Source organism: Sphingobacterium sp. (assembly GCF_039596235.1).
In the GTDB taxonomy this organism is placed as follows: domain Bacteria; phylum Bacteroidota; class Bacteroidia; order Sphingobacteriales; family Sphingobacteriaceae; genus Sphingobacterium.
In genome coordinates, this window is record NZ_JBCNKE010000011.1 from 95,532 (window position 1) to 114,792 (window position 19,261).

Below are 19,261 nucleotides of genomic sequence, written 5' to 3' on the forward strand. Positions count from 1 at the left end.
TTTTCACGGTTGGATATATTCAGATTTCAATTTTTGAATGAGTAAAATTTCAAGATTGAAACCAATACTAAACATTCGAACAACAAAATTTAGATAAATTTAGAATCAATAAATCACATGAAAGAACAACCAATCAGAAAATGCTGTGTTTGCCTAATACTAATTATTTATGGGTTTTTCGTTCCTGTTTCCAAAGCAGCGGAGCGAGAAAAGACGGCCATGTTTTGGACTTGGCTTGATTATAATCTAACAACAAATTTTGATTCCATCTGCCGTGAAATGAATTACCTGGGTATTGATGGGGTTATGCTAAATGCAGCTAGTCCGGATGAATATAGAATCGCCATTCCTATCGCAAAGAAATATGGAATACAGGTGATCGCTTGGCTATGGACGATGAACCTGGAACATGACCGGGATAAGATCCTAAAAGAACATCCGGACTGGTTTAGTGTCAATAGAAATGGTAAAAGTCTGGCTGATACCACTGCATATGTTGGTTATTATAAATTCCTGTCACCTGTTGTACCAGGAGTTAAAGAATATATTAAACAAAAAATCCAGTCCTATTGCGAAGTTGAAGGGCTAGATGGTATATCAATAGACTACAACCGCTATGTGGATGTTGTACTGCCAACCACCTTGTGGCCAAAGTATAATATCGTTCAAGACCGCGAATATCCAGCATGGGATTATGGATATCACCCGATTGCCATAGAAAAATTCAAAAAACAATATGGTTATGATCCCAGGGCGCAAAAGGACCCTTCAAAAGATCTAAAATGGAGACAGTTTCGTTGTGACCAGATCACTGACATCGCCAATATGATTGCTGATGTTGTCCACAGCCATGGAAAGACTATGGCCGCCTCTCCTTTTCCTACACCAAAAATGGCTTCGAGAATGGTTCGTCAAGATTGGGGTAAATGGAAGCTGGACATTGTATTCCCTATGGTCTATAGCAACTTCTACACCGAAGACCCAAGCTTTATAAAAGATTGTACCATAGAAAACGTGAGAGATAAGGCTGCGAATACCACTTTGTACTGCGGATTGATGGCTAAAAACAATGATGAAATGTTTGTCGATATGGATGAAGCTTTAAACAATGGTGCTCAAGGGATCTCTATTTTTACGATCCACAGCCTTCAGGATCCAAAGATCAAAGAGCGCTTCAGAGCCTATACGATAGCAGCTAAATCCAAAAAAGAAAAAAACAATGGAAACTTACCTCGTAATTCGTCCAATAAGGTAGAAAATGACCCTTTTAAGAAAGCCGGTATTATGAAATTGATCACCCAAAAAATTCAAGATATGGTAAAAGCGGAAAATTCGACAGCAAACGCCGTGGTACTATCTAAATATAAGCAAGTTGACGCATACGATGTCACAAAAAAATATCTCGTAAAAGATAAGGTTAGTAACAAAAGTTTTTATGTAACCTTCTTTTTCTATGGCGATATACTTTCGGGTTGGAATGTTGATCCTGCGCCTGCGAACAGCTAAAGTATCGATACTTTCCTATCTTTGGGCTTTCTTAATAGATTGAAGACATGAATAGAACTTTTGGTTTGATAACAGCTTTACTTATCCTATACCACACAGGGGGAATAGACGTATGCCAGGCACAGCAGACTACACACACTGCAACGGTAAAGGAGGTAAAAACAATAGATCAAGCAACACTAAATAGCATTCTTGAAAAGAATAGTCAATACTTTAAACTGGGTAAAGTAGCAGACTACATTCCGGAACTGGGCAAAGCAAATGCACAATCCATTGCACTTTCGGTTGTAAATCACGATGGCACCATTGTCAGTGCCGGAGATATACATCAAAAATTTACGATCCAAAGTATTTCAAAAATAATAGCGCTGATGATTGCGGTACAGGAGAATGGTGAAAAAGCTGTTTTTGAGAAAATGGGATATTTTGGAACCGACAAACCCTTCAATCACTTTGGCAATTTAGAAACAATGGGTAAACCGCTTAACCCCATGATGAATGCAGGTGCTATACTGACCACAGCCCTTATTAAAGGAAATGGTGAGGAACCCTTTGCTAAAATTCTTAAAATGATACGTTTCATTACAAACAATAAGCAGATAGATTATAGCCATGCGGTATATCACTCAGAAAGAGAGACAGGTCATAGGAATCGCGGTATGTTCTACATTATGCGAAACAATGGGTTAATTGATGGCGAAGGGGAAGAAAAACTCAATAATTACTTTAAACAATGTTCCATCGAAATCACAGTGGAAGATCTTGCCAAAATAGGTTATTTTTTTGCCAATCACTGCGTCCGTTATGATGGAAACAAGCAATTTCAAGATGCTAATCTGTCACAACTTATTCAGTCACAAATGCTGATTGCCGGCATGTACGAATTCAGTGGTGAATATGCCCGTACGGTTGGGCTGCCTAGTAAATCTGGTGTCGGTGGAGGAATCACTGTCAGTGTTCCCGGTAATATGGGAATAGGCGCATTCAGTCCAGCTTTAGACCAACACGGCAACTCACTTGCGGGTTACCATATTATCCTAGATCTGGTGAGGGCCAAACATATGAGCCTATTTGATTAACGGATCAAATCTCTTCAAATCGTTTGTAAAACCGAATCCCTGTTTTGCTTGTTAATTCCTAAGTCTGCATAGCTATATGCAGGCCTAGGAACAAATTAAAATACCAAAAATAAACCAATGGTAAGAACAGAAACAATAATTGCTGTAGAAAGTGTTTCAAAAAGCTCCGCCTTTTACCAGGATTTGCTTGGTTGTACCAGCGAACACGGTGGCGAGACTTTTGAAATTCTAACAGCTGACAACAATGTAATTTTATGCCTTCACAAATGGGGTGAACACGCACATCCGACCATGCTCCATCCCAAAAATGCTGGAAATGGCTTGATCCTATTCTTCCGAGTAGATAATCTCCAAATGGTGTTTGAAAATGCAACCAAACTCGATGCGATGTTCGAAAAGGAAATTCACTACAATGAAAACTCATTAAGAAATCAATTTATCCTGCGCGATCCTGACAATTACTACCTGATTATTTCAGAATAAGGAGCTCCATCCCTGACTAAATGCGTTGCGTAAATATAACAGATGTTAATCTGAGATGTGCTTTCTTAAACCAGTTTAAGTTTATTATCCATTCTTTCCTACAATTTTGTAATATCAAAATATAAAAACAATGAAAACACGATTAAATATTGCAAAAGTAGATGCAACAGCTTATAAGGCGATGATGGGTTTAGAAACCTACCTTGCTAATACCTTTCTAACCCCTATCCAGAAAGAGCTTATTAAGATAAGAGCATCCCAGATTAATGGATGTGCCTTTTGCCTTGATATGCATACCAAAGACGCATTAAAATATGGCGAAACGCCACAGCGTATATTCCTGCTGAATGCCTGGCGCGAGACCGTATTATTTAGTATCGAAGAACAGGTTTTATTAGAAATGACGGAAGAGATTACGCTAATTCATCAACAGGGCTTGACGGAGCAGACCTATCAAAAAGCAAAGAAACTATTTGACGAAAAACAGATTGCACAGATCATTATAGCAATTATTACAATCAATGCCTGGAATAGAATTGGCATAAGCACACATTTGGAATTGTTAAAGTAGGTAAACCGTGGACATATCCGATAGGATGCAAAGTCAACCATTCCCGACAGGGAATATAGAACAATAGGGTCAGTCTAGCGTGAATGGCCCTGTTTTCGTTTAAAATAACCAGTCGATAAAATCTTAGATCTATCATACCACAAATCACATTAATCAACTATCTTTAATCTGAAAAAAGTTTATCAAACCAATTAAACTCAAAAAATGAAAATTCTTAAAAAAATTCTAATCGGATTGGCTATTCTCATCGCCATCCCTTTAATTGTAGCTCTTTTTGTCCCTAAGGATTTTGCTGCTAAAAGTGAGATTATCATTAACAAACCCAAGCAGGAGGTTTTCAACTACGTGAGAATGCTCAAAAATCAAGATCACTTTGGGGTATGGCAACTTTCCGATCCACAGATGAAGAAATCCGAGCAGGGTACCGATGGTCAGGTTGGATTTAAATACAGCTGGGATGGTGAGAAAGTAGGCAAGGGTTCACAGACCATTACACGGATCGTAGATGGGGAGACTATCGAAACGTCGCTCGATTTTGGATTTGGCGAACCGTCAAAAGGATATTTTACGTTGAAGGAAATATCGCCCAATCAGACAGCTGTGACCTGGGGAATTACGGGCAAATCACCTTATCCCTGGAATCTAATGGGCCTATTTATGAATATGAATAAGGATTTTGATCAGGGGCTCAAAAACTTAAAAGATATCTTGAAATAGCTTCATACATCATAAAAAAGGTATTTAAAGCTTAATCAAAATAATCTTTAAATACCTTCTTTTCAAAAAATGAATCGAATTAACGACGACTCATCAGAATACGTAAAATATACCAAAACAGCAACATGATAGAAGAAAATAGCTGTAATGCCGCTCCCACATATTGTTCATTACCATAATTATATTTCAGATTTTGCGTTTGGTACAAAATGCTTCCTGAAGCAATCAACACCATGATGATAGAAAACCAAAGTCCCAATTGAAATCCAAATAATGCACCCGCAACAATGGCTCCTAATGCCAGGAAGCCACCAATAACAAGAATATTTTTCAAAAATGAGAAATCCTTGTTTGACATAAAAGCAACTGCAGTAAGTGCTGTAAACAAGGCCAGCGTCATTATACTTGCCTGATAAAGCATACCTGCACCATCGGTCAATGAAGCAGCAATAAAAATCATAGGTAGGAAAATAATCGCTTCCAATACAATGTAAAATGCCAATCCAAAATACTGGGTTTTGCGGCTCTGCGCTAATGTCCATCGAGAAGACAATGAAGCTCCCAACCAGAAACATCCGAGAAGAAACAACCAAATAAACTTCCCACTGACCATCCATACAATAAGATCATATGGAACTAATTTTATCAATAAGGCTTCTAAAATGATAAATGCCAAAATAGAAAGGGCAACGTGTAGATACGTTTTTTTATAAAAAACGCCTCTTTCAGCCTCATCATTGACGAGTAAATATTCTTGTGATTCCATAAAACAGTTAAATAAAATATACTAATATAGATTAAAAATAAGCATTAATTCCATTTTCACAAGAAATAATTTATACCGAACCTCTCGAATTACAGCACATTATTACTAAAAAAGAGGACCCCGCCTGGCAGGGTCCGTTCAAACAAACAACTTATTTCCAGCCTCCTCCCAAATCTTTGTAGATATTAACAACCGCATTAAGCTGCTGTTTCTTGGTTTCTATCAATTCTAGTTTTGAATCCAATACATCACGTTGAGTCATCAGTACTTCCATATAATCAGCACGTGCCGACTTAAACAAATCATCTGACACAGCCACAGAATTATTGAGTACCTCAACTTCCCTATTCTTGAAATCATAACTCTTGCCGAGGTTTTCGATATTGGATAATTGCGTAGATACTTCCAGATAAGCATTTAAAATTGCTTTTTCATAATTATAAACCGCTTGTATCTGTTTGGCATTTGCAGTATTGAATTCCGCTTTTAATCCATTTTTGTTTAACAATGGAGCTGCCAACTCCCCTATTATATTGTACAACATCGATTCGGGCATTTTAAACAAGTAAGATGGCTTAAAAGCCTGTAAGCCCAGTGCCGCTGATATTTCTAGTGAAGGATAAAATTCTTTCCGGGCAATCTGTACGTCCAATTTTGCTGCCGCCAGCTCATATTCAGCGGCGCGGATATCAGGTCTATTGCTCAGCAGTTGACTGGGTATTCCTGTCTGTACTTTAGCGGGCACCATATTCACGAAACTGTTTTTATCTCGCTTGATCGCTTGCGGAAAACGTCCCATAAGAAAATTAATACGGTTTTCAGTTTCCTTAATCTGCTGACGCGTCTCAAACTCCATTCCTTTGGTCTTTAATACTTCCGCTTGAAATTTTTGGACCGCAAGTTCTGTTACACGGGCAGCTTGTTTTTGCAATTTTATGACCTCCAGCGCATTGTCCTGCAATTCAATATTCTGTTTGATAATCGCTAGCTGGTTATCCAAGGCCAACAATTCATAGTAAGATCTAGCGATCTCAGCGATAAGACTGCTCAGCACAAAGTTTTTACCTTCCACCGTAGCAAGATATCTATTTAAGGCGGCCTGCTCGGAATCTTTTAACTTTTTCCAGACATCAATTTCCCAGCTTGCATAGGCACCTATCGTTAGATCACCGAGAGGGTCTGGCATTTCCTTACCCGGCTCGATCTCCGTACTGGCATCCCCTGCTCCCTGGCTGGTATAGCGTCCCACCTTTTCCACTCCTCCACCAGCTCGTAATCCGACACTAGGCTTAAGTGCACCTTTTCGCAATAAGATATCATTTTTGGCGATGGCCAATTCTTGTAAAGTTACATTTAGCTCTTGATTATTTTTTAATGCCGTATCAATTAAAGCAATTAAATTAGGGTCACTAAAAAAATCTCGCCATTTTATATTAGCCGAATTCGTTGTATCCTGTACAACAGTTTCGGAAAATTGTTGTGGAACCAATTTATTTTCTTGAATCTGGGTCGCCTTAGGAACCTTACAGCCGGTCATCGCTGCAGACAGCAAAGCCCCTATTACCCAATATTTATTTCTTTGACTAGCCATTGTTGTCGATTTCTTCAGTTAACGGATTTTCATCTTCATGTTTGATAAGCTTACGTTTGGAAGCAATTGTTCCAAAAATAAAGTAGAGGCCGGGTATCACAAGGATACCAAAGACAGTTCCAAACAACATCCCACCTGCCGCGGCAGTACCAATAGTTCGGTTACCGATCGCTCCTGGTCCAGAAGCCATTACCAAGGGAATCAAACCTGCAATAAACGCAAATGATGTCATTAAGATAGGTCTAAACCTCACCTTGGCTCCTTCCAAAGCTGCTTCAATGATACTGAGTCCCTGTGCATGCCGCTGTGTGGCAAATTCAACAATTAAGACAGCATTCTTACCCAATAATCCAATGAGCATGACGAGTGCCACCTGCGCATAGATGTTGTTTTCCAGTCCAAGAACTTTGAGCAGGAAAAAGGCTCCAAAAATCCCAATTGGCAATGATAAGAGAACAGCAAACGGCATGATAAAGCTTTCGTACTGCGCGGAAAGAATAAGATAGACAAAACCTAAACAGATCAAAAAGATATAGATGGCCTGATTGCCACGTCCTACCTGATCTTTGGAAATACCAGCCCAATCAATACCATAACCCTGGGGCAGAGTTTTTGCTGCTACCGCATTGACCACCTCAATAGCCTCGCCACTGCTATATCCAGGGGCTGCAGAACCAGAAATTTCAGAGGCCATATACATATTATGCCGTGTGATCTCAGATAGTCCGTATACCTTTTCCATATGCATAAATGCTGAGAAAGGCACCATCTCATCTTTGTCATTTTTCACATATAATTTCAGGATATCTTCTGGAAGAGCTCTATATTGTGGTAATGCTTGCACCATGACCTTGTATTGTCGGTCATATTTAATAAAGTTGGTTTCATAATTACTGCCCACTAACGTAGAAAGTGTATTCAGGGCATTTTCAATTGTAACACCTTTTAATTGCGCCATATCGTTGTCGATATGAAGCATGTATTGCGGGAAACTAGCACTGTAAAATGTAAATACAGAAGATAGCTCAGGCCGTTTATTCAATTCACGGACAAAATCCTTACTTACCGTTTCCATTTTCTTATAGTCACCCGAACCCGCTTTGTCCAAAAGCCGCAACTCAAATCCTCCCGCTGCACCATAGCCCGGTACTGCCGGCGGCTGGAAAAATTCAATGGAAGCGCCAGGGATATTTTTCGCCGCATTTTCTAGCTGTTCGATAATTTCCTGTGCCGATTCTTTACGCTCTTCCCAACTTTTTAAATTGATTAGGCAGGTCCCGGTATTCGCCCCGGTTCCCTCTGTCAATATTTCATAACCGGCCAATGAAGAAACAGATTGTACGCCATCGATGTTCTCTGCTTCCTTCTGCAAAGTCTGAGCGGCCAAATTTGTCCGTTCCAAAGTCGATCCCGGTGGCGTTTGAATAATGGCATAAATCATCCCCTGATCCTCATTTGGGATAAAGCCTGCTGGCACGGCATTATTTAAAAAGTAGGCGCCAATACAGAATCCGATCAATACCAAAAAAGTAAAGAAACGCTTGTCCACGATACCTTTCAGTAAGAAAACATATTTATTGGACATCTTATCAAACAATCTATTGAATGCATCCAAAAATTTGTCTACGATGGATTTCTTACGAGGTTTTCCATGATTGTTCTTAAGCATAATCGCACACAACGCTGGTGTCAGCGTCAACGCAACTACACCGGAAAGGATAATAGATGTAGCCATGGTGATCGAGAACTGACGATAGAATATACCGACAGGCCCCGACATAAAGGCCACTGGTATAAATACGGCCGCCATTAGGAATGTGATCGCAATAATAGCCCCACTGATTTCATGCATCGCTTTTTTTGTTGCCTTATAAGCAGAAATATGTAACTCCTCCATCTTGGCGTGAACGGCCTCAATGACAACAATGGCATCATCGACCACAACACCAATTGCCAGTACCAGAGCAAACAAAGTAATCAGGTTAATTGTGATCCCAAAAAATTGCATAAAAAGAAATGACCCTACTAAGGAAACCGGTACTGCAATAGTCGGAATCAGGGTAGAACGCCAATCGCCCAAGAATAGGAAAACGACAATAGCAACTAAAATAAAAGCTTCAACCAAGGTATGGATAACCTTTTCCATAGAAGCATCTAAAAATTTAGAAACATCGTAACTGATTTCATAATCAAGTCCCTTTGGAAAAGAACGTTTCAGTTCTTTCATCTTATCCTTAACGTCCTGAATTACCTGAGAAGCATTACTGCCATAAGATTGTTTCAGAACGATTGCAGCAGAAGGTTTTCCATTTAGGGTCGAATAGATATCGTACATAGCTGAACCAAATTTGATATCGGCCACATCTTTCAAGCGCAGCATTTCGCCGTTTGCATTTGTCCGTAGTACGATATTGCCATAACCTTCTGTTGTTGTGAAACGTCCCGGATATTTCAGTACGTATTCAAAAGATTGAGAAGTAATACCCGATGATTCCCCAGCCTTACCTGGAGATGCTTCCAAACTCTGTTCGGAAAGCGCTTTCATCACCTCCTCAGCTGAAATTTTATAAGCTGTCATGCGATCGGGTTTTAGCCAGATCCGCATGGCTAGTTCCCTTGTTCCAAGAATATTTGCCACACCAACTCCGTCTACACGTCGTAGTTCCGAAACAATATTCATATCAGCAAAGTTGTACATAAAATTTCCATTCAGATCTTTATCCTTGCTATAGAGATTGATATACATCAACATGTTGGACTCTTCTCTGGTAATTTTAACACCCTCGCGTACAACGATGGGCGGAAGCTTATTGACCACAGAAGCAACACGGTTCTGCACATTCAAAGAGGCTTGATTTGGATCTGTACCCAAATTGAATACGACCTGTATACTGGCTTCACCGTCATTACCGGCATCTGACGCCATGTATTTCATTCCCGGAACACCATTTATGGCGCGTTCAAGTGGAATGATCACCGATTTTATCATCAGCTCTCCATTTGCACCAGGATATTCTGCTGTAATATTTACTTTAGGTGGCGATATGGACGGAAACTGAGTTACTGGAAGTTGTACCATTGAAAGAACCCCCAAAAACACAATGATCAATGAAATGACAATCGAAAGTACAGGTCTATTTATAAAACGACTAAACATAGTAATTTAAGAGTAAGGGAATTTATTCTGTTTTTAACTTCAAATTAGAGATAGCCTCTCTGGGCTGAACGAAACTATAGTTGATTTTTTCATCCTCTTTCACTTTCTGTATGCCATCCAATAAGAATTTGTCGTCTTTTTGAAGTCCACTTGTGACAATATAAAGATCTGGCAAGGAATTACCGATCGTGATATAGCGGGCCTTTAGCTTGCCGTCTTTGTCTATTACATAAACGTATTTCCGATCCTGCAACTCATAGGTTGCTTTTTGCGGTATGATCAATGCTTGTTTCAATGGAAAATTCATCACGACTTTACCACTTTCACCATGTTTCAATAATCGATTGGGATTTGGAAATCTCGCCCTAAAGGCAATGTTGCCCGTCTCACTGTCAAATTCACTTTCTATGGTTTCAACCACACCATGTTCTTGGAACAATTCGTTATTGGCAAGCAATAATCCAACATGGGTATCTCCGCGTTTGCTGACATTTGTCTGATAATTCAGGTACTCTGGTTCCGACACATTGAAGTACACCAACATCTGACTATTATCGGAAAGGCTTGTCAATAACTCTCCTTCATCGACCAAGCTTCCTAATTTTAAGGGGATTCGGTCAATTGTACCATCGAATGGTGCCCTGATCTCGGTAAAAGAAAGGTGGAGTTTGGCAATAGCTGAAGCCGCTTTCGCCTGTTCTAACTTAGCTTTTGCCATGGCAAGCTCATTCGGCGAAACCACATTTTTGTCCGCCAAGCTCTTTGTGTTCTGCACTTCGATCTCAGCTACATTAACTTCGGCCATGGACTTTCTAAACTCTGCTTCATACATTTTGGGCATAATACGAAACAGGAGTTGCCCTTTGCGTACAAACTGTCCCTCATCAACAAAAATTTGTTCCAGATATCCTTTCTCCTGTGCACGTAATTCGATATTACGGAAAGATTTAATCTGAGATACGAAATCTTTACGAATGGTTGTGTCTATTTGTACGGGAGAAGTAACATTAAATTTCTCTTTCTCTTCCTTCTCTTCCTTCTTGGAAGTACACCCAATTTGGCATAATACCATAGCCAAATTAATGAGCATAAATACTCTTTTCATTTGTAAGCGTCTAATTAAAAATAAGTTTGATTGTTTTGTTTGATATGGGAGTTGAAATAGCCTAATCCCTAGCTTGCAGTAATGTCCAAATGCGGGATTCACTTATAGGTAAATGAAAATCCAATCAATATGGAAATACAAGAATAAGGTTAAGTTCTTTCTGGAAATTGGCTATTAAATTCTCCAGTTTTGTTGGAGAATATATCTTTGGGGATGTAAATAAGCAACGAAATTGCAAAAAGGAATTTTCTTTGCAAAACGAAATACGAAGATAAAAAGTACAACCGCACAGAACAATAAAGCGACAAAATTAGATGCTGCTTCGAGGTCTTTGGTCAACTGAAAATTCTCACTGTTAAACTCTTCAATAACCGGATTTTCATTGTGTATGCCTCCAGCGATTAAAGGATCGATGTGGCAACTTAGGAAATTAAGCCTGTCCTTCGTGTTGGCATCATTATACTGGTACATAAAACTGACCGTAGGTCGATCAGATTCGTTCAGCACAGCATGGCTATTACCGCTCCTAATTAATAGGAACCCTATAAAACATAGAATTGTAATAACTGCTTTCATTCGAGGGCAAATATACTAGCGTAGAAATAATTTTAATAAGGTTTAACACATTTTAACAAAATGATTACAATCCGACAATATGCTTAAAAAAGTGACAACTGTTGACCTATGTTAGCATCCTTTGGAGCTTTTGCCTGGCCAAATACGGTTCGGCCATTGTACTTCCAAGAATCTCTACGTTCTTCTACGATGACCTGCTGAATATCAAACTGTGGCGTAAAATTATCCTCAGCCTGCAATATGATCTGATGGAGTTTATGCAAAGATTTTAATTTGTCATTATTCCCTAGTTTTGACTTTTCGATACCTTTCTGTAAAATTTGAATACTTTGATCGTAAATATCCAAAGGAACGGGAAATGGATGACCATCCTTTCCACCATGGGCAAAAGAAAAGCGCGCAGGATCTTCAAATCGCGCTGGAGCGCCATGGATCACCTCACTGACGAGTGCCAACGATTGTAATGTACGCGGTCCCATGCCTTTTAACAACAAAAGCTCCTCGAAATCCTGAGGTTGATTTTCCCGTGCAACATATAACATCGCTCCTAGCCTTTTGAGATCAACATCTGTAGCGCGTACATCATGATGGGAAGGCATGACTAATTTTTTAAAATCAATTAACGCACGGGAATAATCTTCGTTGACGATAGTCATAATACCGGCTCGGTTAGGGGCCGCAGCAGAAGCAGTCAAGTTGAGGATAACTCCCTGCGAACGTCCCTCAATACCTGCATGTGGTTCGTCAATAAAAGAGCGCACTTGCTCCGAATGCCAATGATAGCGACGGGCAGTTCCATCGTGATGATGCATACCCTGTTGTACCACAGCCCAATGACCGTCCTTGCTGACAATAAAATTATGAAGGTATAATTGATAGCCATCTTGTATCGCCGTATTATCAACCTTTGCTACTAGTTTGCTCGTTCGAATCAATTTATTACCATCCAAACCTGTTTTATCTGCCAAATAGACTAATTCCTTCGGCGTGTCCTTAGAAAATTTCCCCTTCCCGCCACATATATAGAGGCCGAATGTATCCGCATACGGATTTATTGCTCGTTTTAAAGCACCCATAACGGATGTTGTGATGCCTGAGGAATGCCAGTCCATACCGAGTACAGCTCCGAAGCTTTGGAACCAAAATGGATCTGCCAACCTCCTTAGTACTTCGTCTTGTCCATAATCCATAAGAATGACTTCCACAATAGACTTGCCCAACGTACTCATCCGTTCATATAGCCAAGCGGGTACCTTTCCGTAATGTAATGGCAAATCCGCCGTTCCTGAATGCCGCATAAATAAAAACTAAATATATTAGCACAAATATAACGTTTTTTTCCACTTATAAATTTCCAAGCATAGGAATATCTCTTGGGAGCTGTCTTTCTATTTGTACGTAAAGAAATGAGTAGCTTGCAACCAACGAACTAGACTAACAAAAGAATTCACATTAAAAAAGCTGTATAATCCTTCGATTATACAGCCATCTCTCTTTTTCAATATATTTCTTGTTTAACCCAGCTTGCTATCAGTTATCAATGGAGAAAGATTTACTTTCCTGTCAAAGCCGATAGAAATCCAGCCCGGAACGATGGATCTTTTTCGGAAAATTCAATCGAGTGCTTATAGGTATCCACATTAAAAAACAATTCCGCAGGTTCCGCCTTCTTATTCTCTAAAAATAGTTTGAAACTATAGGCCGTTTTCTTTGATAGATCAACATTCACTTTATTTGACGAAAATACATTTGGTAGAACAATGTCTTTCGTAAAGCCATCAGTAGTTGGCATTTGAAATAATTCACCTAAAGCTTTAACCAAGTTATCCGATTGTGTTCCTAAGCTAGAAATTTTGATTTTCCCTTTCGTAAAGCCCACGTCATCACTTGGCTGACCATCTATAATGCCTGCTGGGATAAAGTCAACAATTTCAATTTTAGCACCTACTGTATCCTTATTATAAATTGACTTAGTTGTATAAATGCGACTTGAATCGGTTTTAACTTCGTCGGTAATACGCAGAAAAAAATTCTTTTTTTCAGGCCCTGGTGTACCGTTCGTTAGTTTTTCGATGCGAACCCGCTCGATTGTGTTAGCTGTCGCAGTATCGCTTCCATCAGCTTTCTTCTGATTGGAATTTCCACAAGCAGCCACCATTATCGTAGCTGTTGCAAGAAGGGCTATAGATTGAATTTTGTACATGGTGAATTGTTTATTGTCAGTAATCATTGAAATATTGTTCCTTAATATTACTATTATTACTGATAACAAACAACTATTCGCAATGTTTTTATTTTATTTCAATAAAGCGTCGTATAAAATTTCAACAGGGTGGAAAGATTTTCTTCCGGTACCATCTTTAATCTGATGACGGCACGATGTACCTGCAGCAGCAATTAGAGTCTCTGAATCCGTATTACGTACAGCTGGTAATAAAACCAGTTCGGCCACTTTCATCGAGACATCATAGTGTTCGGCTTCGTAACCAAATGACCCCGCCATACCACAGCAGCCCGATGGAATCACATCAACAGAATAATTGGATGGAAAAGCTAAAACTTGCTGAGTAATACCTACCAGATGAAAAGCTTTTTGATAGCAATGCCCATGCAGTTTGATTTTTCTTTCTGCAGTTGTAAACTGCTCCGGATGAATTCGCCCCGCTTCGATTTCCGCTAACAGAAATTCATCTATCATAAGTGCATTTTTAGCTATGCGCTGCGCATCGGCACGCAGGTTTTCATCAACTAGGCTTAAATATTCATCTCTAAATGTAATGATACCTGATGGCTCAATACCCAACAACGGCGTTTCATCTGTAATCAGATTTTTCAGAAAATCAATATTTTGATTTGCAATCTTTTTTGCTTCTTTCACAAATCCTTTTGAGAGATATGTCCGTCCGCTTTGTACATGTTTTGGAATAATCACTTCATAGCCCAATGCCGTCAACAGCTTGTAAGCTGTAATACCAATCTCAGCATCATTATATTCCGTAAACTCGTCTGCGAATAGATAGACCCTCCGTTTAGTCTGTTGTGCTATCGCCTTTTTCCTGACCCATTGGCTCAACGTCATTCCATTCACCGTAGGAAGTGAGCGCTTTGGTGCAAACCCTATGGTTTTCTTTACCAAACCGGATAAAAAGTCATTCTTCACAACAAAATTATAGATTGGAGCAACGAGTGATCCCAGTTTTTGGGAATCCGTAAAATTCGCGATCAATTTGGTCCGAAAGCCGGCCCCATGTTCATCGTAATAATGCTGTAAAAACTCTGCTTTCATCTTGGCAACATCCACACTCGACGGGCATTCCGTTTTACAGCCCTTGCAGCTCAGACATAGATCCATCACTTCCTTGATTTCCTCATGGTCAAAGCGGTTTTTTTTCGTGGAGTTGGTCAAAAATTGACGCAACATATTTGCGCGTGCACGCGTCGTGTCCTTCTCATCCCGTGTCGCCATAAAAGATGGGCACATCGTCCCACCGGTAATTTCTGTTTTCCGGCAATCACCCGAGCCCGAACATTTTTCAGCCAAACGGAGAATGGATTCATCTTTGGAAAAATCAAAATAGGTTTTTATATCCGTTCTATTTTTTTCATTGTCATAACGCAAATGGGCATCCATTGGAGGAGTGTTGACAATCTTATTTGCATTAAAAACTCCAAAAGGGTCGAAAATCATCTTTACTTCCTCCAGAAGTTTATAAACCTTTTCTCCTAGCACTTTACCAATAAATTCTCCCCTCAAACGTCCATCACCGTGCTCCCCGCTCAATGATCCATTATACTTTAACACAAGGTCACTTGTTTTTTCCAATATGGAGCGGAACGTGCGCTTACCTTCTTCTGATTTCAGATTGACAAAAGGTTCGATATGCAGCTCACCCGCTCCCGCATGCGCGTAATAAGATGCATGTACGCCCTCCTCAGTCAATAATTTTTGAATATCGCTGACATATTCAGGTAGATCCTCCGGCGAAACCGCGCAGTCTTCGATTAAATTGACGGGCTGGCTGTCCCCCGGAAGATTACGAATCAAACCAAGCCCCGCTTTTCGAACATCCCAAACCAGATTGGTTTGCTCAATTCCGGTAATATAAGAATAAGCATAGCCCAATCCTTTTTCGATTAGCTCCGCCTTTAAAGCCATTGCTTTAGCTTCGGTTTCAGCCACCGTATGTCCTCTAAACTCAACAATTAATAATGCCTGTGGATCACCCTCTATAAAAAAACGATTATACTGATAAGTAGGATGACCAACCGTAAAATCCATGATATACTTATCCACCAATTCCGAGGCCTCAGGTTTATGGTTCAATGCAATTACATTGCCATGCATACATTCAACCATATCAGCAAAATGCACGCATAACAGTCCGAGTTCCTGGGGCGGTAAATCCATCAAGCGGAGCTTTGCTTCAGTTACAATCGCCAAAGTTCCCTCTGACCCTGCCAAAAGATTACACATATTAAACGGTTGCGTACGATCACTCAAAATATCCAGGGCATACCCTGTATTTCGTCGGGTAATTGAACGCTTGGGGTAGCCCGCCTCAATCGCAGCCAAATTTTGAGGATCAGTCAACAAATTATTCATGTGACGGTAGATATCTCCTTCACGATCTGCTTGTAAAAGCTTTTTGAAATAACTCGCTTCATCCAGCGAAGCAAAACTTACCTCAGATTTATCATCTAAAACTACATTTGCTGAAATTAAATTATGACGGGTATCACCCCATACAATGGAATGGAGGCCTGAGGAATTATTACCGATCATTCCTCCGACCATAGCCCGACTTGCTGTAGAGGTCTCTGGGCCAAACATCAGCCCATAAGGTTTAAGAAACTTATTAAGATCGTCACGAATGACACCAGGTTGCACACGCACCCATTTCTCCTCCACATTTAATTCGAGGATACGATTAAAATACCGGGAGATATCCATAACAATACCATTTCCAACAACCTGTCCTGCCAAGGAGGTGCCAGCCGTTCGCGGAATTAGTGTCGTTTGGTTTGTGCGAGCAAAATCAATCAGCTTCTTGATGTCATCTATACCTGCTGGAATAGCTACAGCCAAGGGCTTCTCTTGGTATACCGAAGCATCCGTCGAATAAGCAAACAACATCGTTTGGTGTGACGCTTCATCTGTATAATACAACTCTCCTTTTAGTTGAGTTGCCAATAGGGCTAATTGACTCTGATCTTTCACTGGATATAATTTTTAAATGTAGAAAACAAATTTAGTGAAATTTCTCCTTTGGGAAAAGGCTTACTTGCAAGAAACACACAACTTCTTTATCTAAAACGCATAAAAACGCACTCACAAAAGGTGACAAACTTGAATTTTATTTCGCATCTTCCTCATTTGCTCGTATTTTTGCTACATCAACACAGTTTAACGAATTAACATCCTCTCCGTTATATGCGTAATCTTATCCTCCGATACACATTACATTCAGATTTTATTATATATTCGATACGGGTACTCGTTGGGTTTTTACTTGGCTACATCTTATTCGTATCCTTTCCGGAATACTCCGTTTCCTGGACCCTAATTTCAATTATATTGGTCATATCTCCACAGGAAAATGAGTCAAAAAAAATTGCCATTGACCGTGCAAAATCCAATTTTATCGGCTCTGCCATAGGCCTCAGTCTATATTTCATTCCAATTCCACAGCTTTACGCTATGATGATTGGCATGCTTGCCTCTTTGGTTATCTGCAAAGCGTTAAATATTATGGCCGTGGCTCGCACCTCGATGGTAGCGCTGATTATTGTTTATTTACATGAACAGGAAAGTCGCTCCTATTTTGCAGCTCTTGACCGCTTCGGCTGTGTATGTGTGGGTTGTTTGATCGGCTTAGGAGTCATCCTATCCACGCAGAATATCATTATTAAATTGAGAAATCGGTATAATTGTTGATCATTGAAATTGTAAAGCTTTGCAACATCCTCTCAACAAGTCAATTAAAACAAACAAAGAAAACCAACATTCTTATCAATAGAATAAAATTCAGCATTAAAATGAAACAATCAGAATAATATTCATAATTAACACTAATATTTTGAATATTATACTTTTTTATCTACCTTTGCAGTCGAAATGACAAAAGTAGAATATAATTTAGATCAAGTAGATTACAAAATCCTTCGTTTAATGCAGGATAATGGGCGTATTAACAATGCTGATATTGCAAGAGAATTAGGCATGGCTCCGTCAGCAATACTGGAGCGCGTTAAAAAGCTCGAACAAAAAGACGTCATCTTAAAATACAGCGCCAAAATCAATCCAGCTGCTGTCGATCAAAAACTTTTATCATTTATTTTCATCAAAGCGAATGATATTATTGGAGAGCAGCGTGTAGGCCTTGCCTTAGCTGAAATTCCAGAAGTACAGGAGGTACACGATATCGCTGGAGATGATGGTTATCTTATTAAAGTAAGAACCGCTGATTCGACAGGTTTAGTGGATTTAATGCGTAATACCTTAAGTAAAGTAGAAGGAATAATTTCCACGCGCACCACAATTGTGCTTCAGACGGTTAAAGAAGATCAACAGGTTGTTATACCTGAATAATAGAAAGGAGGTTTAATATGTTGCAAGGTCACAAAAAAGCTGCTAATCCACTTATGGTTGTGGTTGCCTATTTTATAATTTACGTGGTATGGGGCTCCACCTTTTTCTTTATAGAAAAAGCATTGCATAGCTTTCCACCATTTATACTGGGATCATTTCGTTTTGTCACCGCAAGTGCCATCCTGATGAGTTATTGTGCCATAAAAGGGTATAAACTTTTTAACAAACGCTCCATATTGGAAGCTGCTTTCGTTGGATTCCTACTTCTATTTGTCGATATGGCTGGCGTCATCTGGGCCGAACAATATGTTTCTGGCGGGGTGGCAGCAATTATTGCAGCAGCAGCAGCGATCTGGTTTATTATACTGGATAAACCCAAATGGAAAGAAAATTTTAGCAGCATTACAACAGTAGCCGGTGTTTTGCTTGGATTCGTTGGCGTTGTGATGTTGTTTGCTGAACAGATCCTGTCATCTAATGACAATGCGAATGGGACACTCAAGATTATCGCTTTATGTATTTTAGTATTAGGCTCTATTGCTTGGACAGTAGGCTCATTAGTATCCAAATATTTTAAAAAATCAGAGACCCAAGAAAAGGAAGACTTACATGTTATGGTCAAAACGGCTTGGCAAATGGTGACTGCAGGTATTCTATTTAATATTACTGCCCTGTTTACAGGTGAATATGCATCATTTGAACTGAGCAGCGTGGCTCCAGTCGACTGGTTCAATTTAGGTTATTTAATCACATTTGGCTCCATCCTAGCATTTAGCTCCTATATTTGGCTGTTGCAGGTGCGCCCAGCGATGGAGGTAAGTACCTACGCTTATGTAAATCCGATCATTGCGTTAATATTAAGTCATTTTTTCACTTCACATGCCGTGACTTCCTTACAGATCGTTGGTTTGGCAGTTATTTTGTTCTCTGTTTTACTGATGAACTGGAAGGCTTACCGCACCAAATTGTCAACTAAAAATAAAAACAAAAAGATCCTGCAAGGAAAGACATTCGATTCTTTGCCAAAGAGTGAAGACCGTCAATCGACTATAGATGATCTTCCCGAAGCAGAATTAGTTCATTAGGTTGTTATTTTTCTAATTATATGATAAAGCTTAACG

The 19,261-nt window shown here is 39.6% G+C and carries 16 protein-coding genes; 8 read left to right on the forward strand and 8 right to left on the reverse strand.

What is annotated here, in order from left to right; translation table 11 throughout:
- Positions 1-117: 117 nt before the first annotated feature.
- The 5 genes from ABDW32_RS20760 (at position 118) to ABDW32_RS20780 (ending at position 4,356) form a co-directional block, all read left to right on the forward strand.
- Entirely contained in the window at positions 118-1,506 is a 1,389-nt protein-coding gene (locus ABDW32_RS20760) for a family 10 glycosylhydrolase (RefSeq protein ID WP_343565751.1), read from the forward strand.
- Between the two features lie 47 nt (positions 1,507-1,553).
- On the forward strand, positions 1,554-2,585 hold the full coding sequence (gene glsA, locus ABDW32_RS20765; protein WP_343565752.1) for a glutaminase A: 1,032 nt from the start codon (positions 1,554-1,556) through the stop codon (positions 2,583-2,585).
- A 117-nt stretch (positions 2,586-2,702) separates the two neighbouring features.
- Positions 2,703-3,068 (forward strand): VOC family protein, encoded by a 366-nt coding sequence (locus ABDW32_RS20770; RefSeq protein WP_343565753.1) that lies wholly within the window; start codon positions 2,703-2,705, stop codon positions 3,066-3,068.
- Between the two features lie 130 nt (positions 3,069-3,198).
- Positions 3,199-3,639, forward strand: a complete 441-nt coding sequence (locus ABDW32_RS20775; RefSeq protein WP_343565754.1) for a carboxymuconolactone decarboxylase family protein — start codon at positions 3,199-3,201, stop codon at positions 3,637-3,639.
- A 204-nt stretch (positions 3,640-3,843) separates the two neighbouring features.
- On the forward strand, positions 3,844-4,356 hold the full coding sequence (locus ABDW32_RS20780) for an SRPBCC family protein (RefSeq protein ID WP_343565755.1): 513 nt from the start codon (positions 3,844-3,846) through the stop codon (positions 4,354-4,356).
- A 79-nt stretch (positions 4,357-4,435) separates the two neighbouring features.
- On the opposite strand, the gene ABDW32_RS20785 is transcribed toward ABDW32_RS20780, so the two are convergent.
- From ABDW32_RS20785 to ABDW32_RS20820, 8 genes are all read right to left on the reverse strand, one after another.
- Positions 4,436-5,122, reverse strand: a complete 687-nt coding sequence (locus ABDW32_RS20785; RefSeq protein ID WP_343565756.1) for a Bax inhibitor-1 family protein — start codon at positions 5,120-5,122, stop codon at positions 4,436-4,438.
- Between the two features lie 151 nt (positions 5,123-5,273).
- A complete protein-coding gene (locus ABDW32_RS20790) occupies positions 5,274-6,713 on the reverse strand; it encodes an efflux transporter outer membrane subunit (protein ID WP_343565757.1) in 1,440 nt (479 codons plus the stop codon).
- Positions 6,706-9,870 (reverse strand): efflux RND transporter permease subunit, encoded by a 3,165-nt coding sequence (locus tag ABDW32_RS20795; protein WP_343565758.1) that lies wholly within the window; start codon positions 9,868-9,870, stop codon positions 6,706-6,708. Before ABDW32_RS20795 ends, ABDW32_RS20790 begins: the two co-directional genes overlap by 8 nt.
- Before the next feature lie 22 nt (positions 9,871-9,892).
- Entirely contained in the window at positions 9,893-10,975 is a 1,083-nt protein-coding gene (locus tag ABDW32_RS20800) for an efflux RND transporter periplasmic adaptor subunit (protein ID WP_343565759.1), read from the reverse strand.
- A gap of 174 nt (positions 10,976-11,149) precedes the next feature.
- Positions 11,150-11,551: a hypothetical protein gene (locus ABDW32_RS20805; protein WP_343565760.1), complete on the reverse strand. Its 402-nt coding sequence runs from the start codon at positions 11,549-11,551 to the stop codon at positions 11,150-11,152.
- 83 nt (positions 11,552-11,634) lie between these two features.
- Positions 11,635-12,849 (reverse strand): DUF763 domain-containing protein, encoded by a 1,215-nt coding sequence (locus ABDW32_RS20810; RefSeq protein WP_343565761.1) that lies wholly within the window; start codon positions 12,847-12,849, stop codon positions 11,635-11,637.
- 254 nt (positions 12,850-13,103) lie between these two features.
- Positions 13,104-13,754, reverse strand: coding sequence for a hypothetical protein (locus tag ABDW32_RS20815; RefSeq protein WP_343565762.1), 651 nt, complete (start codon positions 13,752-13,754; stop codon positions 13,104-13,106).
- Between the two features lie 93 nt (positions 13,755-13,847).
- Complete coding sequence (locus ABDW32_RS20820; protein WP_343565763.1) at positions 13,848-16,769, reverse strand: FAD-linked oxidase C-terminal domain-containing protein; 2,922 nt, start codon at positions 16,767-16,769, stop codon at positions 13,848-13,850.
- A 213-nt stretch (positions 16,770-16,982) separates the two neighbouring features.
- Here ABDW32_RS20820 and ABDW32_RS20825 point away from each other — a divergent pair, with 213 nt between their 5' ends.
- From ABDW32_RS20825 to ABDW32_RS20835, 3 genes are all read left to right on the forward strand, one after another.
- Positions 16,983-17,486, forward strand: a complete 504-nt coding sequence (locus ABDW32_RS20825) for an FUSC family protein (protein ID WP_343565764.1) — start codon at positions 16,983-16,985, stop codon at positions 17,484-17,486.
- A 180-nt stretch (positions 17,487-17,666) separates the two neighbouring features.
- On the forward strand, positions 17,667-18,140 hold the full coding sequence (locus ABDW32_RS20830; protein ID WP_104381980.1) for an Lrp/AsnC family transcriptional regulator: 474 nt from the start codon (positions 17,667-17,669) through the stop codon (positions 18,138-18,140).
- A 17-nt stretch (positions 18,141-18,157) separates the two neighbouring features.
- A complete protein-coding gene (locus tag ABDW32_RS20835) occupies positions 18,158-19,225 on the forward strand; it encodes an EamA family transporter (RefSeq protein ID WP_343565765.1) in 1,068 nt (355 codons plus the stop codon).
- The last annotated feature ends 36 nt before the right edge of the window (positions 19,226-19,261 follow it).